Source organism: Microbacterium sediminis (genome assembly GCF_004564075.1).
In the GTDB taxonomy this organism is placed as follows: Bacteria; Actinomycetota; Actinomycetes; order Actinomycetales; family Microbacteriaceae; genus Microbacterium; species Microbacterium sediminis.
The window spans coordinates 1,663,852-1,679,342 of sequence record NZ_CP038256.1; the positions used below are offsets into that span (position 1 = coordinate 1,663,852).

Here is a 15,491-nt window from a genome sequence, read left to right on the forward strand (position 1 = left end):
ATGATCGTCCAGATCATGGGCCAGGCGAACGCCTTCTCCGGCAGCGGGAGATCGGGCGAGCCCTGGTGCAGGAGCAGCAGGTAGACGGGGTAGCCGACGATCGCGAGCACGAGGGAGATCCACGCGCTGCGCTCCGCCGGTGCGATCGATGACCCCATGATCCGCTCCTGCCGTGTAAAGAAAATTTGACAGGCCCACGGTATCGCCGCCCGCGACAGAGTGTCAAGAATTTTTTACACACGAGGAATGTCGGATGCGTTCGACAGAATCTTCCCCATCGCTCGATTTCATTCGAACATCCGTTCTAATATGAGGAGATGGGGATGGCCATCGCTTCGATCGCCGCCGCGGAGGACTCGACGACGCGGATGGATGTGCTGCGCCTGCGCGAGCAGATCGATCGGATGCAGCGCCGCACGGCCCGCGTCGACGCCCTGCCCGTGCCCGGACCGCTGTCGCCGCTCTTCCCCGAGGGCGGCCTGCGCCCCGGGGCCGCCTATGCCCTGCCGCCCGGCGAGACGGGGCTGCTGCTGTCGCTGCTCGGCGAGGTGTCGCGGACGGGGGCGTGGTGCGCCGTCGTGGGGGTTCCGGAGCTCTCGGTCGAGGCGGCCGAGGGGCACGGCGTCGACCTGTCCCGGCTGGCGCTCCTTCCCTCCCCCGGCGGCCGCTGGCTGCAGGCCGCCTCGGCCGCCGCCGAGGTGTTCCCCCTCGTCGCCGTGCGCCCGCCCAGCCGGCCCGGCACGACCGAGGTGGCGCGCCTCGAGGCCCGGCTGCGGGATCGCGGGGCCGCGCTGATCAGTCTCGGCGGCTGGCCGGGGGCCGACGCCGAGATCGCCACGGCCGATCCGGAGTGGCGCGGCATCGGCCAGGGGCACGGGCTGATCTCCTCCCGCGCCCTGACGATCTCGCTCACGGGGCGCCGGGTGCCGCGTTCCCGTCGCACCCGCGTGCTGCTGCCCGGCCCGACGGGGCACGTCGAGAACCTGCCGACGCCGGACGCCGCCCGCCGGCCGATCCTGAGCGCGGTGGCCTCATGAGCGCGGCGCCGGAGCGCGTGATCGCCCTGTGGCTGCCCGACTGGCCGGTCACGGCCTTCCTGCGCACGAGCGCGCGCGAGCTCGGCGGCGAGGCGGTGGATCCCCACCGGCCCATCGCCGTGCTGCACGCGAATCGCGTGGTCTCGTGCTCCCCGGCGGCGAGGTCGGCCGGCGTGCGCCGCGATCAGCGCCGCCGCGATGCGCAGTCCGCCTGCCCCGACCTGCTCATCGTCGCCGCCGATCCCGAGCGCGACGAGCGGGCCTTCCACGACGTGCTGCGCCTGCTGGAGGAGCTCTCCCCCGGCGCGGAGCCCCTGCAGCCGGGGCTCGCCGTGCTCCGCGCCCGCGGCCCCGCGCGGTTCTACGGCGGCGAGGAGGCCGCGGCGCGGACCCTCGTCGCCGCCCTCGAGGAGGCCGGCTATCCCGGCGTCCGCGCCGGAGTGGCCGACGGGGTGTTCACGGCCGAGCAGGCGGCCCGATCCCTCCGCGGCGGCGAGCGCCTCCGCGTCGTGCCGCCCGGGGCCTCCGCCGCCTTCCTCGCGCCGCTCCCCGTGAGCACGCTCGGCGATCCCCCGCTCGCGCTGCTGCTCGCCCGCCTCGGCGTGCAGACGCTCGGCGGCTTCGCGGGCCTCGACGCGCCCCTCGTGGCGGCCCGCCTGGGCGAGCACGGATCGCGGCTGCACCGCCTCGCCCAGGGCGCCGACTCCCGGGCGGTCGAGCCGCGCGTGCCGCCGCCGGAGTTCGCGCGCGAGCTCGCGCTGGAGCCGCCCCTGGAGCTCGCCGAGCAGGTGGCCTTCGCCGTCCGCACCACGGCCGAGAGCTTCTGCGACGCCCTGGGGGCCGCCGGCCTGGTGTGCACGGCCGTGCGTGTGACGATCGAGGACGACCGCGGCGGGCGCAGCGAGCGCATCTGGCAGCACCCCGTGAGCTTCGACGCCGCGAGCGTGGTCGATCGGGTGCGCTGGCAGCTGCAGCCGACCCCCGGGCACGAGGTGCCGCACGGCGCCGTCGCCCTCGTGCGCATCGAGCCCGAGGCCGTCGACGACGGCTCCGCCCACCAGCCGGCCCTGCTCGGCCAGGGATCCGACGAGCGGGCGCATCACGCCATGACGCGCATGCAGGCCTCGCTCGGGCACCTCGGCGTCCTGGTGCCCGCGATCGGCGGCGGCCGCTGGCTCGCCGAGCGCGAGGTGCACGTGCCGTGGGGCGAGGCTGCCGCGCCCTCCACCCATCGCGATCAGCCGTGGCCGGGCGCGCTGCCGTCGCCGCTGCCGTCGGAGATCTTCCGGGAACCCCGCCCCGCACGGGTGCACGGGGCCTCCGGCGGGGCGGTGACGATCGACGAGCGCGGGCTGCTCACCGACGCCCCGGCCGTGCTCGACGGGCGGCGCATCGTCTCGTGGGCCGGCCCCTGGCCCGTCATCGAGCGCACGTGGGACGCCGCGCGCGCCCGCCGGGCCAATCGGTTCCAGCTCGTCGACGACCGGGGCGCGGCCTGGCTCGCCGTCCGCGAGGGCGAGCGCTGGTGGATCGAGGGGAGGTACGGCTGATGGGGTTCAAGAACCCGCCGATCCCGTGGAACGAGCTCGAGCGCACCCTCAGCGGCCGGCGCCCCGACCCGCGGCCGGCGAACGCCGACGGCGGCGACAGCCCCGCGTGGAGCCGCAAGCGCGGCGCCTACGCGCCCCCGCCCCTGGAGCGGGGCACGAGCGCCACGCGCTACGCGGAGCTGCACGCGCACTCGTCGTACTCGTTCCTCGACGGCGCCTCGTCGCCCGAGGACCTCGTCGAGGAGGCGGAGCGCCTGGGTCTGGAGGCCCTCGCCGTCACGGATCACGACGGCTTCTACGGCATCGTCCGCTTCGCGGAGGCGGCCGAGCACACCTCGGTGCGCACGGTGTTCGGCTCCGAGCTGTCACTGGGTCTGCCTGCGCCGCAGAAGGGCGAGGCCGATCCGGTGGGCACGCATCTCCTCGCCCTCGCGCGCGGCGAGGAGGGGTACCACCGCCTGGCGGGGGCGATCACCCGGGCGCAGCTGCGCGGCGGCGAGAAGGGGCGCCCGGTCTACGACCTCGACGAGCTGGCCGATCAGGGCCGCGGCCACTGGGCCGTGCTCACCGGGTGCCGCAAGGGGGCGGTCGGGCGGGCGCTGGCCGGGCCCGTCGCGCGGGGCTCGGGCGATCTCTCGGCCGCGGAGGCGGCGCTGCGCGACCTCGTCGACCGGTTCGGCCGCGACGGCGTCTACGTGGAGCTGACCCACCACGGCGATCCGCTCGACGACCGCCGCAACGACGCGCTCGCCGAGCTCGCCGCGCGCGCCGGCCTGCCCACCCTCGCGACGAACAACGTGCACTACGCCACCCCCGGCAAGGCGCGGCTGGCACAGGCGGTCGCCGCCATCCACGCCACCCGCAGCATGGACGACCTCGACGGCTGGCTGCCCGCGCACGATGCGGCCCACCTGCGATCGGGCGACGAGATGGCCCGCCTGTTCGCCCGCTATCCCGGCGCGGTCGAGCGCGCCGCCGCTCTCGCCGCCGAGCTGGAGTTCCCCCTGCGCCGCGCCAAGCCCGCGCTGCCCCGCCAGGAGGTCCCGGAGGGGCACACGCCGATGTCGTACCTGCGCCAGCTCGTGTGGGCGGCGGTGCCGAGCCACTACCCGAACCTCGACGAGGACGGGCGGCGGCGCATCGCGCACGAGCTCGACGTGATCGAGCAGAAGGACTTCCCCGGCTACTTCCTCATCGTCCACGACATCGTCGCCGAGGCCCGCCGCCGCGGCATCCTCTGCCAGGGCCGCGGGTCGGCCGCGGCGAGCGCGGTCTGCTACCTGCTCGACATCACCGCCGTCGACGCGATCGGCTACAACCTGCCCTTCGAGCGCTTCCTCTCGGCGGTGCGCGACGAGGAGCCCGACATCGACGTGGACTTCGACTCCGACCGCCGCGAGGAGATCATCCAGTGGGTCTACCAGCGCTACGGCCGCGAGCGGGCGGCGCAAGTGGCGAACGTCATCCAGTACCGCCCCAAGAACGCCGTGCGCGATGTCGCCCGCGCGCTGGGGTTCTCGCCGGGCCAGCAGGACGCCTGGTCGCGGCAGGTGGAGCGGTGGGGCGCGACGCTCGAGTCGGGGCCGGACCACGACATCCCCGCCCAGGTGATCGAGTACGCCACCGAGCTCATGAAGGCTCCCCGTCACCTCGGCATCCACTCCGGCGGCATGGTGCTCACCGACCGGCCGGTGGGAGAGGTCGTGCCCGTCGAGCACGCGCGCATGGAGAACCGCACGGTCATCCAGTGGGACAAGGACGACGCCGCCTGGATGGGCCTGGTGAAGTTCGACCTGCTCGGGCTCGGCATGCTCTCGGCGCTGCAGCACTGCTTCGACCTCATCCGCGACGCCACGGGCGAGGAGTGGCAGCTGCGCGAGCTGCCCCGCGAGGAGCCCGCCGTCTACGACATGCTGTGCCGCGCCGACTCGATCGGGGTGTTCCAGGTGGAGTCCCGCGCGCAGATGGGGCTGCTCCCCCGCCTGCAGCCGCGCCGCTTCTACGACCTCGTCATCCAGATCGCCCTCATCCGCCCCGGCCCCATCCAGGGCGGGGCGGTGCACCCGTTCGTCCGCCGCAAGATGGGTCGGGAGCCCGTCACCTACCCGCACCCGGATCTCGAGCCGGTGCTGGAGCGCACCAAGGGCGTGCCCATCTTCCAGGAGCAGCTCATGCAGATGGCGATGGTGATCGGCGACTGCACGGGCGAGGACGCCGACCTGCTGCGGCGCGCCATGGGCTCCAAGCGGGGGCTGGAGCGGATCGAGAAGGTCCGCGAGAAGCTCTACGCCGGCATGGCCCGCCACGGACTCACGCCCGAGGCCGCCGACGCGATCTACGCGCAGATCCAGGCGTTCGCGAACTTCGGCTTCGCCGAGTCGCACTCGCTGTCGTTCGGCCTGCTCGTCTACGCCAGCTCGTGGATCAAGCTGCACTACCCCGCCGCCTTCCTCGCGGGGCTGCTGCGCTCGCAGCCGATGGGCTTCTACTCCCCCGCCACGCTCACCGCCGACGCGCGCCGGCACGGCGTCGTGGTGCACCGCCCCGACATCAACCTGTCCGGCGCGCAGGAGACGCTCGAGCCGATCGACCCCTCGCGGCTCGGACCCACCGGGCGCGATGGCTGCCTGCGCTCGTTCGAGGGCGAGCCGCCGCCGTTCGATCCCGACGCCCCGGACGAATCGGCCGCGCATCGCCGCGATGGCGGCTACGCGGTGCGCCTGGGGCTGGCGGGCGTGACCGGGGTGGGCCTGCGCTCCGCGCGGCGCATCGTCGCCGAGCGCGAGGAGAACGGGCCCTTCGCCTCGATGCACGACCTCGTGCGCCGCACCGGTCTCGCCGAGAACCAGCTCGAGGCGCTCGCTACGGCGGGGGCGTTCACGAGCCTCGGGCACGGCACGCGCGAGGCCCTGTGGATCGCCGGTGCCGCCGCCCAGGACCGCCCCGAGTTCCTCCCGGGCACCGTGCAGGCCGTGCAGCCGCCGCTGTTTCCCGATCCGACGAGCTACGAGCGCCTCGCCAGCGACCTGTGGGCCACGGGCGTCTCGACCGACGACCACCCGATCACCCACTTCCGCGCGGCCCTCGACGCCCGGGGCGTGGTCTCCTCCGCCGGCCTGCGCACGCACGAGACCGGGCGGCGCATCGAGGTCGCGGGGCTCGTCACCCACCGCCAGCGCCCCGCGACGGCCTCGGGGGTGACGTTCCTCAACCTCGAGGACGAGTTCGGGCTGATCAACGTCATCTGCTCGCAGGGGGCCTGGAGCCGCTTCCGGGCCGTGGTGCGCGACAGCCCCGCGCTCATCGCGCGCGGCATCCTCGAGCGCTCTCCCGAGGGGGTGATCAACCTCGTGGCCGACGGCTTCGAGGATCTGCGCGTCGGCATCGGCCATCGATCGCGGGACTTCCGATGATCCCGCGGCCGCTCGCTCGCGCCGCCGCCGTCGAGAATGTCCGACCCCCGCCGTAGTCTGGCGGCATGTGCGGACGGTTCGTCGTGGTCAACGTGGGCGGGGAGCTCGTCAGCGAGCTGCGCGTGGATCTCGTGGGCGACGATCTGCCCGAGCCGTCGTACAACGTGGCCCCGACCGATCCGGTCGCCATCGTGCTCGACTCGGCCAAGACCGATCCCCCCACGCGCCGGCTCGAGCGGGCGCGCTGGGGCCTCGTGCCCTCGTGGGCGAAGGACGTCTCGATCGGCGCGCGCGCCTTCAACGCCCGGGCCGAGGAGCTCGAGGACAAGCGCATGTTCCAGAAGGCCCTCGCCAAGCGCCGCGCGATCGTCCCCGCCACCGGGTACTACGAGTGGCAGCAGCAGACCGACCGGAAGGTGCCGCACTTCATCCACCCCGCCGACGGCTCCCCGCTGCTGTTCGCCGGCCTCTACGAGTGGTGGAAGGACCCGTCCAAGGCCGACGACGATCCGCAGCGGTGGGTGCTGAGCTTCACGATCCTCACGCGCGAGTCGATCGGCGCGCTCGGCTCGATCCACGGGCGCATGCCGGTGTTCGTCGACTCCGAGCACGCCGACGCGTGGCTCGATCCCACCATCACGCACCCGCGCGACGTGCTCGACGCCGCGCTGGACGACGCCCCGCGGGTCGCGGAGGGCCTCGAGTACTACCCCGTCGACTCCGCCGTGGGCAACGTGCGCAACAACACCCCGGAGCTCATCGAGCCCGTCTGAGGCCTCGCTACAGTCGTGCCATGAGCATCACGCGCGCGATCATCATCCACGGCTACGGGGCCGATCCGACCTCCCACTGGTTCCCGTGGCTGGCCGAGCAGCTCACCGCCGCGGGCGTCGAGACCGCGATCCCCACGCTGCCGGATCCGCTCGATCCCCGCGAGGACGTGTGGCGCTCCCGCGCCGCCGAGGCCATCGGCACGCCCGACGAGCACACCGCGATCATCGCCCACAGCCTCGGCTGCCTCACGGCGCTGCGGGTGTTCGCCGACGCCGGCCCCGACGCGCGGCTCGGCGCCCTCGTGCTCGTCAGCGGCTTCCTCGAGAGGCTGCCGGGCTTCGCGGCGCTCGACGCATTCATCGGCGACGGCCTCGACGTCGCGGCCATGAGCGAGCGCATCGATCGGGTCACGCTCATCCGCTCCGACGACGACACGATCGTGCCGCCCTCGCTCACCGACGCCCTCGCCCGCGCGCTCGGCGCCGAGGCGATCGTCGTGCCCGGCGCCGGTCACTTCCTCGGCGCCGACGGCAACCTCACCCTCGAGGCGGCGCGCGACGCGGTCCTGGGCTGACCGCGACCGCGCGGACCGGCCGGCGCTCAGCCGGTGCGCGCGTCCCAGTCGGCGTAGGGATCCCAGCCGCCGCGGCGGTCGTACGGTGCGCCGTCGACGAGCACCCCCGAGCCCTCGCGCACCCGGCCGATCGCGCGGAACCCGGGCGGCAGCGGCTCGGCGGCGAACGTCGCCAGCAGCGCGTGGTCCTCGCCGCCCTCCAGCGCGGCCGCGACGTCCGGCCCGAGACCCGAGGGGTCCAGGTCGATCGCCACGCCCGAGGCCTCGGCCATCCGGCTGGCGTCGAGGGCGAGGCCGTCGGAGACGTCCATCATCGCCTTCGCGCCGGCCACCGCGGCCATCGCGCCGAGGCCGATCGGGGGCGCCGGCCGCAGCTGCGCCTCCAGCAGCGCCGCCTCCCCCGCGCGGAGGGCCGCCGCATCGACCGGCACCGGGTCGCCCGCGGCATCGCGGAAGCGCCCGAAGAGGATCGCGAGGCCGCGGCCGGCGAGGCCCAGCTCGCCGGCGATCGCGACGACGTCGCCCGGCTCGGCGCCCGATCGCAGCACCGGTGCGCGGCCCTCGAGATCGCCCAGGGCGGTGACGGCGACCGTGAGCGTGTCCGAGACCGTCAGGTCGCCGCCCACGACCGCGCACCCCGGCGCGAGCGCCTCGCACGCCTCGCGCAGGCCGTCGGCCAGCGCCTCGACGAACGCGATCCGCGTGTCGGCGGGCATCGCCAGGGCCACGAGCAGCGCCGTCGGGCGCGCACCCATCGCCGCCACGTCGGCCAGGTTGACCGCGGCGGCCTTCCAGCCCAGGTCGTAGCCGCGGGACCATGCCAGGCGGAAGTCCGGGCCGTGCACGAGGGTGTCGGTCGTCGCCACCACGGATCCCGCGGGCGCCGCCACCACGGCCGCGTCGTCGCCCGGGCCGACGAGGGCCGCCGACGCGCGTCCCGTGCGTGCCGCGATGCGCCGCAGCACCTCTCGCTCGCTCAGGTCGCCGACGGTCGTGTCCATTCCCGTCAGCGTAGCCGCGGCGCCCCGCGCCCGCCGAACCGGGGCCGCCGCCGGCACGGGCCCACGCCCACGCCGTGCCGCGCACAGCGGTTCCACACGGCGCGGGCGCCTACCCTGGAGGGGTGATCCGTCGCCTCCTCGCCATCGCCGTCGCGACCGCCGGTCTCGCGCTCTCGGGATGCGCCGCGACCGTTCACCTCGAGGCCCAGCCGCTGGCGAACAGCGAGGCGTGCGCCGAGGTGTCGGTGCGCCTGCCCGACGCACTGGGCGACCTGAAGCGGCAGTGGACCGACGCGCAGGCCACGGCTGCGTGGGGCGACGAGGCGGTGGTGCTCGGCTGCGGGCTCGAGGAGCTCGCCCCCACCACGCTGCAGTGCGTGCGCGTGGGCGGCGTGGACTGGGTCGTCAACGACGAGGACTTCCCGCGGCAGTCGCTCGCGACCTACGGTCGCAACCCCGCCGTGATCGTGTCGGTGGACACCGAGGTGATCTCGGGCGGCGACGTCGTGCAGGCGCTGTCGGCGGCGGTCTCGACCCTCGAGGTCACCGGCGCGTGTGTGGACCCCGACGAGGCGACGCCCGTCGAGTAGGCCCTACGCCGCCCGCTCGAGCCCGAGCTCGATGAGCTCGGCGATGAGGTCGGCGTAGCTCAGCCCCGACGCGATCCAGCACTTCGGGTACATCGAGATCGGCGTGAAGCCCGGCATGGTGTTGAGCTCGTTGACGACGACCTCTCCCGCGTCGGTCAGGAACACGTCCACGCGCGCGAGCCCGCGGCCGTCGACGGCGTCGAACGCCCGGGCCCCGACCTCGCGAATCCGCGCGATCTCGTCGTCGGTCAGCTGCGCGGGACACACGACCTCCGCGCCGTCGCCGCCGAGGTACTTGCCCTCGAAGTCGTAGAACTCGCGCGTGGTGAGCACGATCTCGCCCGGCAGCGAGGTGCGCGTCGCCTCGCCACCACGGCCCTCGAGCACCGCGACCTCGATCTCGCGGCCGACCATGCCGACCTCGACGAGCACCTTGTCGTCCTCCGCGAACGCCACGCGCATCGCCTCGTCGAGCTCGGACGCGTCGTGCGCCTTCGACACGCCGACGCTCGATCCGGCGCGGGCGGGCTTGACGAACACCGGGTAGCCGAGCGCGTCGATCCGCCCCCGGACCGCCTCCGGCTCCGAGGCCCACTGCGACGCGCGCACGGTCACCCAGGGCGCCACCGCGATGCCCTCGGCCTGGAGGGCGATCTTCATGAAGTGCTTGTCCATGCACATCGCGGAATCCAGCACGCCGCCGCCGGCGTACGGGATCTCGAGGATGTCGAGGAAGCCCTGCATCGTGCCGTCCTCGCCGTGCACGCCGTGCAGGATCGGCAGCACCACGTCGACGTCGCCGAGGGACTCGATCGTCCCGTCGTCGCGACGCACGCGCAGCTCGCGCCCCTCGCCGGGCATCGGCCACAGCACGCGCGTGCCGTTGTCGACGACCTCGGGCAGCTTCTGCGCGTCCAGCGCGAACCGCGACGGATCGTCCTGCTCGAGGACGAACACCCCCTCGCGCGTGATCCCCACGGGGATCACGGCGTAGCGGTCACGATCGATCGCGCCGAGCACTCCCCCCGCCGTCGCGGAAGAGATCGCGTGCTCGCTGGAACGCCCTCCGAAGAGCACCGCCACGGTCGTCTTGGCCATTCTGCGTCCTCTCGCCCTGCGGGGTGTCGTCATCGGTGGTCAGGTGCGGCGCGATGTCCTTCGGGTTCATCGTCCCGTCGAGCACCATCTTGACCTGCTGCACGATCGGCATCTCCACGCCCTTGGCGCGCGCGAGCTTGAGCATGGGCTCCACCGAGCCCAGCCCCTCGGCCGTCTGCTCCATGTGCGAGACGACGTCCTGCAGCGTGTATCCCTGGCCGAGCAGCCGGCCGGCCGTGTTGTTGCGGCTCAGCGGCGACTGGCACGTGGCGATCAGATCGCCCAGCCCCGCCAGACCGTGCATCGTCTCGGCCTGGGCGCCGTACGCGACCGCGAAGTCGGTCATCTCCACGAGGCCGCGCGTGATGATCGACGCCTTCGTGTTCTCGCCGTAGCCGACGCCGTCGACGATGCCGATCGCGACGGCGATGAGGTTCTTGAGCACGCCGCCGAACTCCGTGCCGGCCACGTCGGTGTTGACGAACGTGCGGAAGTACGGGTTGGACGCCGTGCGGGCGATCAGCTCCGCCGTCTCGAGGCTGGTCGACGACACCACGGCGGCCGTGGGCTGCTCGCGCGCGATCTCGAGCGCGAGGTTGGGGCCGCTGGCCACGGCGATGCGGTCCGGGTCGCAGCCCAGGACCTCCTCGATCACCTGGCTCATGCGCATGCCCGAGCGCTTCTCGACGCCCTTCATGAGGCTCACGATCGGCGCGTCCGAGCGGGCCACGAGCGGCCGCAACTGCTTGAGCGCCTCGCGCGCGGTCTTGCTGGGCACCGACAGGTAGATCTGCTCGGCGCCCTCGACGGCCTTGGCCAGGCGGTGGGTGGCGCGGATCGAGCGGGGCAGGTTGATGCCCGGCAGGTACTGCGAGTTGCGCTTGGCCTCGTCGATCTCGTGGGCCTGCTCGGGGCGCCTGGCCCACATCGTCACGCGGGCGCCGCCGTCGGCGAGGACCTTGCCGAAGGTGGTGCCCCAGCTGCCGGCTCCGAGCACGGCGACCTTCGGGCCCATCACATCCGTCCCGTCTCGGCTTGCCCGTGCTGGGCAGGGTCCCACCGCTGCTCGGGGGCCTTCTCACCCCGCAGCTCCTCCAGCAGCGCCGTGATGGCGGCCATGACGCGCTCGGTGCCCTCCTCGAGCGCCGCGCGCGACTGTGCGCGGTCGGCGAGGTCGGACAGGTCGACGGGGTCGCCCACGACGAACGTCACGGGGCGGCGCGGGGGCCAGAGCTTGAGCTTGCCGTAGCGCGGCATGTACTGCTGCTCACCCCAGTGCGCGACGGGGATTACCGGGATCCCGCCGGCGAGGGCGATCCGCACCGCGCCCGCCTTGCCGCGCATCGGCCACAGGCCGGGATCGCGGGTGAGCGTGCCCTCGGGGTAGACGATCACGCCGCTGCGGTTCTCGACGAGGACCTTGGCCTGCCGCAGCGCCTGCGAGCCCTGGTTGCCGCGGGCGACGGGCACCATGCCGGTGCCGCGCAGGGCCGCGCCGAGGACGGGCACGCGGAACAAGCTCTCCTTGGCGAGGAACCGCGGGAGCCGTCCGATCTTCCACGTCGCCACGGCCACCGTGAGCGGGTCGATCTCGCTGTGGTGGTTGGGCGCCATCACGAACGCGCCGTCCGCGGGCAGCTTGTGTGCGTCGCGGATCTCGATCTTCGCGAACCAGCCGTACAGCGGCACGACCACGGCGGCGAGCACGCGGAAGACGGCCCCCGGCTTCCTGCGCTCCGGAGTCTTCGGCGCCACGCTCAGCCCACGACGTCGAAGTCGGCGCCGAGGGCGCGCAGCTTGTCCAGGAACCGCTCGTAGCCGCGGCTGAGCAGGCGGATCCCGGTGACGCGCGAGGTGCCGGTGGCGGCGAGGGCGGCGATCACGTAGGCGTAGCCGCCGCGCAGGTCGGGCACGACGATGTCGGCGCCGTGCAGCGGCGTGGGGCCGTTGATGACGGCGGCCTGCTCGAGCTCGCGGCGAGGCACGCGGCGCTTGGGGTCGGCGATGCCGTGCGGGTGCACGACGATGTCGGCGCCCATCTGCACGAGCGCCTTGGTGAAGCCCAGGCGGTTCTCGTAGACCGTCTCGTGCACCACCGAGGTGCCCTCGGCCTGGGTGAGGGCGACGATCAGCGGCTGCTGCCAGTCGGTCATGAAGCCGGGGTGCACGTCGGTCTCGACCATGACGGGCTTGAGCGGCTTCTCACCGCGGCGGAACGTGATGCCCTCGTCGGTGATGTCGAAGTCGCCGCCGACCTTGCGGAACACGTTGAGGAAGGTCAGCAGCTCGTACTGGCGCGCGCCCTTGACGAAGATCTCGCCGTCGGTCACGAGCGCGGCGCACGCCCACGACACGGCCTCGTTGCGGTCGAACAGGCTGCGGTGGTCGTAGCCGCGCAGCTCCTCGACGCCCTCGATGAAGATGACGCGGTTGGGCTCGTAGGAGATGATCGCGCCCATCTTCTGCAGCACGCCGATGAGATCCATGATCTCCGGCTCGATCGCCGCGTTGCGCAGCTCCGTGACGCCCTTCGCCTTGACGGCCGTGAGCAGCACCTGCTCGGTCGCGCCGACGCTCGGGTACGGCAGCTCGATCGTGGCACCGTGCAGGCCCTCGGGGGCCGACAGGCGGATGCCGCTGGGCTGCTTGTCGACGATCGCGCCGAACTTGCGCAGCGCGTCGAGGTGGAAGTCGATCGGGCGGTCGCCGATGCGGCAGCCGCCGAGGTCGGGGATGAACGCCTGACCCAGCAGGTGCAGCAGCGGACCGCAGAAGAGGATCGGGATGCGCGACGAGCCGGCGTGCGCGTCGATCTCGTCGAACGTCGCGGACTTGGCGCCGGCCGGGTCGAGCACGAGCGATCCGGGCTCCTCGCCCGGCGTCACGTGCACGCCGTGCACCTCGAGCAGCGAGCGGACGACCTCCACGTCGCGGATGTCCGGCACGTCGCGCAGGATGCTGGGGGTCTCACCGAGCAGCGAGGCGACCATCGCCTTGGTGGCGAGGTTCTTCGCGCCGCGGACGTCCACCTGACCCTTCAGGGGGTGCCCGCCGCGGATCTCGATGATGTCAGCGTCGACGCGCTGGCTGGGCTCCGTGGTGCCGAGAAGAGTCATGGTGCAGGTGGCCTCACATCGTCGGGGCGGCTGGTTACCGCCGTTCGGGGGCCGTCTGCCCCGTTCGGGGGCCTCCGGCCGGGCTCACGTCACCGGGAGGGTGCGTGGCCGCCACGCCTCGCGGCGGGCCTCGAACTGCGTGATCGCATCTGCCTCGCGCAGCGCGAGCCCGATGTCGTCGAGCCCTTCGAGGAGCCGCCACCTAGTGTAATCGTCGATCTCGAACGGGGCCGTGAAGTCGCCGACAGCGGCGGTGCGCGTCGTCAGATCCACCGTCATCTCCACGCCCGGCTGCGCGTCGATCGCCGCCCAGATGCGGTGCAGGTCGCCCTCCGAGACGATGCCCGTGACGAGGCCCTGCTTGCCCGAGTTGCCGCGGAAGATGTCGGCGAACTTCGGGCTCAGCACCACGCGGAACCCGTAGTCGCGCAACGCCCACACCGCGTGCTCGCGGCTCGAGCCGGTGCCGAAGTCCGGCCCGGCCACGAGGATCGACGCGCCGCGGAACGGCTCCTGGTTCAGCACGAACTCGGGGTCCTGGCGCCAGCCGTGGAAGAGGGCGTCCTCGAAGCCGGTCTTCGTGACGCGCTTGAGGAACACCGCCGGGATGATCTGGTCCGTGTCGACGTTGGAGCGCTTCAGAGGTGCGGCCACGCCGGTGTGCGTCGTGAACTTCTCCATGTCAGGCCTCCTGTCCCGCGAACGCCGGCGCGTCGAGCGGGGCGAGATCCGCCGGTCCCGACAGCGTGCCCCGCACGGCCGTGGCGGCGGCCACGAGCGGCGAGACCAGGTGGGTGCGGCCGCCCTTGCCCTGGCGTCCCTCGAAGTTGCGGTTGCTCGTCGAGGCGCAGCGCTCCCCCGGTGCGAGCTGGTCGGGGTTCATGCCCAGGCACATGGAGCAGCCGGCGAAGCGCCACTCGCCGCCGAACTCCTCGACGATCTTGTCGATCCCCTCGGCCTCCGCCTCCAGGCGCACCCGGGCGGAGCCGGGCACGACCATGACGCGCACGCCCTCGGCCTTCCTGCGGCCCTTGATGATCGACGCGAACGCGCGCAGATCCTCGATCCGGCTGTTCGTGCACGAGCCCATGAAGACCGCGTCGACGGCGATCTCCTTCATCGGCGTGCCCGGGGCGAGGTCCATGTACTCCAGCGCGCGCTCGGCGGCCTTGCGCTCGCCCTCGTCCTCGATCGCCGCCGGGTCGGGCACGCGGTCGCCCAGGTTCACGCCCTGGCCGGGGTTGGTGCCCCACGTGACGAACGGCTCCAGCTCGTTCGCGTCGATGAAGATCTCGGCGTCGAACACCGCGCCCTCGTCGGTGGGCAGCGTCTTCCAGTACGCCACGGCCTCGTCCCAGTCGGCGCCCTGCGGCGCGTGGGGGCGGCCCTTGAGGTACGCGAACGTCGTCTCGTCCGGGGCGACCATGCCCGCGCGCGCGCCGGCCTCGATCGACATGTTGCAGATCGTCATGCGCCCCTCCATCGAGAGGGAGCGGATCGCGCTGCCGCGGTACTCGAGCACGTAGCCCTGCCCGCCGCCGGTGCCGATCTTGGCGATGACCGCGAGGATGATGTCCTTCGCCGTCACGCCCGGCTTCAGCTCGCCCTCGACGGTGATCGCCATCGTCTTGAACGGCTTCAGCGGCAGGGTCTGCGTGGCCAGGACGTGCTCGACCTCGCTCGTGCCGATGCCGAAGGCCATGGCGCCGAACGCGCCGTGCGTGGAGGTGTGGCTGTCGCCGCACACCACGGTGATCCCGGGCATGGTCAGTCCGAGCTGCGGGCCGACGACGTGCACGATGCCCTGCTCGGCGTCGCCCAGCGAGTGCAGGCGGATGCCGAACTCGGCGGCGTTGCGGCGCAGCGTCTCGATCTGGGTGCGGCTGGTGAGGTCGGCGATCGGCTTGTCGATATCGAGCGTCGGGGTGTTGTGGTCCTCGGTCGCGATCGTCAGGTCGGGGCGGCGCACCGGGCGGCCCTCGGCGCGCAGGCCGTCGAACGCCTGGGGGCTGGTGACCTCGTGGACCAGGTGGAGATCGATGTAGATCAGGTCGGGCTGACCGTTCTCGCCCTTGGACACCACGTGGGCGTCCCAGACCTTCTCGGCCAGCGTGCGGGGGTGCTCGGGGATGTGTGCAGTCGTCATGTCATTCCGGGTGTCGTCGTCGGATCGGGCGCATCACGTGACTCCGCGACGAGCCTGGCCCTAGGACGACGACTCGGCGCGGCGGAGAAGAAGAAGCACCGCTCGCATGTGGGCCAGCGTAGCACTCTGTCACCGCAATGCCCGTTTCGCGCACATCGTGCACAGAAAACGCCGAAGCGGGACCCCACTCGT

At 73.0% G+C, this 15,491-nt stretch carries 13 protein-coding genes; 6 read left to right on the forward strand and 7 right to left on the reverse strand.

Annotated features, from left to right (window positions below):
- Window positions 1–323: 323 nt before the first annotated feature.
- The 5 genes from E3O41_RS07900 (at window position 324) to E3O41_RS07920 (ending at window position 7,348) form a co-directional block, all read left to right on the forward strand.
- On the forward strand, window positions 324–1,037 hold the full coding sequence (locus E3O41_RS07900) for a hypothetical protein (protein WP_135012227.1): 714 nt from the start codon (window positions 324–326) through the stop codon (window positions 1,035–1,037).
- Window positions 1,034–2,587 carry a DNA polymerase Y family protein gene (locus tag E3O41_RS07905; protein ID WP_067023889.1) on the forward strand — a complete coding sequence of 518 codons (1,554 nt, stop codon included), beginning with the start codon at window positions 1,034–1,036 and terminating at the stop codon, window positions 2,585–2,587. Before E3O41_RS07900 ends, E3O41_RS07905 begins: the two co-directional genes overlap by 4 nt.
- Window positions 2,587–6,000, forward strand: a complete 3,414-nt coding sequence (locus tag E3O41_RS07910; protein ID WP_135012229.1) for an error-prone DNA polymerase — start codon at window positions 2,587–2,589, stop codon at window positions 5,998–6,000. The genes E3O41_RS07905 and E3O41_RS07910 overlap by 1 nt, the downstream gene beginning before the upstream one ends.
- Window positions 6,001–6,065: 65 nt before the next feature.
- Window positions 6,066–6,773, forward strand: coding sequence for an SOS response-associated peptidase (locus tag E3O41_RS07915; RefSeq protein WP_067023895.1), 708 nt, complete (start codon window positions 6,066–6,068; stop codon window positions 6,771–6,773).
- Window positions 6,774–6,793: 20 nt separating this feature from the next.
- A complete protein-coding gene (locus tag E3O41_RS07920) occupies window positions 6,794–7,348 on the forward strand; it encodes an RBBP9/YdeN family alpha/beta hydrolase (RefSeq protein ID WP_067023898.1) in 555 nt (184 codons plus the stop codon).
- 26 nt (window positions 7,349–7,374) lie between these two features.
- On the opposite strand, the gene thiL is transcribed toward E3O41_RS07920, so the two are convergent.
- Window positions 7,375–8,349, reverse strand: coding sequence for a thiamine-phosphate kinase (thiL, locus tag E3O41_RS07925; protein WP_067023901.1), 975 nt, complete (start codon window positions 8,347–8,349; stop codon window positions 7,375–7,377).
- A 122-nt stretch (window positions 8,350–8,471) separates the two neighbouring features.
- Here thiL and E3O41_RS07930 point away from each other — a divergent pair, with 122 nt between their 5' ends.
- Entirely contained in the window at window positions 8,472–8,939 is a 468-nt protein-coding gene (locus tag E3O41_RS07930) for a DUF3515 family protein (RefSeq protein WP_067023905.1), read from the forward strand.
- Between the two features lie 3 nt (window positions 8,940–8,942).
- Here E3O41_RS07930 and E3O41_RS07935 read toward each other — a convergent pair whose 3' ends face one another.
- The 6 genes from E3O41_RS07935 to leuC form a co-directional block, all read right to left on the reverse strand.
- Entirely contained in the window at window positions 8,943–10,037 is a 1,095-nt protein-coding gene (locus tag E3O41_RS07935) for a D-alanine--D-alanine ligase family protein (protein ID WP_067023908.1), read from the reverse strand.
- The gene (locus tag E3O41_RS07940; RefSeq protein ID WP_135012231.1) at window positions 9,937–11,052 is read right to left on the reverse strand and encodes an NAD(P)H-dependent glycerol-3-phosphate dehydrogenase; all 1,116 of its coding nucleotides are present in this window, start codon (window positions 11,050–11,052) and stop codon (window positions 9,937–9,939) included. The genes E3O41_RS07935 and E3O41_RS07940 overlap by 101 nt, the downstream gene beginning before the upstream one ends.
- Window positions 11,052–11,798 carry a lysophospholipid acyltransferase family protein gene (locus E3O41_RS07945; RefSeq protein ID WP_067023932.1) on the reverse strand — a complete coding sequence of 249 codons (747 nt, stop codon included), beginning with the start codon at window positions 11,796–11,798 and terminating at the stop codon, window positions 11,052–11,054. The genes E3O41_RS07940 and E3O41_RS07945 overlap by 1 nt, the downstream gene beginning before the upstream one ends.
- Window positions 11,795–13,153, reverse strand: coding sequence for a UDP-N-acetylglucosamine 1-carboxyvinyltransferase (gene murA / locus E3O41_RS07950; protein WP_067023934.1), 1,359 nt, complete (start codon window positions 13,151–13,153; stop codon window positions 11,795–11,797). Before murA ends, E3O41_RS07945 begins: the two co-directional genes overlap by 4 nt.
- Window positions 13,154–13,237: 84 nt before the next feature.
- Window positions 13,238–13,834, reverse strand: coding sequence for a 3-isopropylmalate dehydratase small subunit (gene leuD, locus E3O41_RS07955; RefSeq protein WP_067023938.1), 597 nt, complete (start codon window positions 13,832–13,834; stop codon window positions 13,238–13,240).
- 1 nt (window position 13,835) lies between these two features.
- Window positions 13,836–15,299, reverse strand: a complete 1,464-nt coding sequence (gene leuC / locus E3O41_RS07960) for a 3-isopropylmalate dehydratase large subunit (RefSeq protein ID WP_067023943.1) — start codon at window positions 15,297–15,299, stop codon at window positions 13,836–13,838.
- Window positions 15,300–15,491 lie beyond the last annotated feature (192 nt).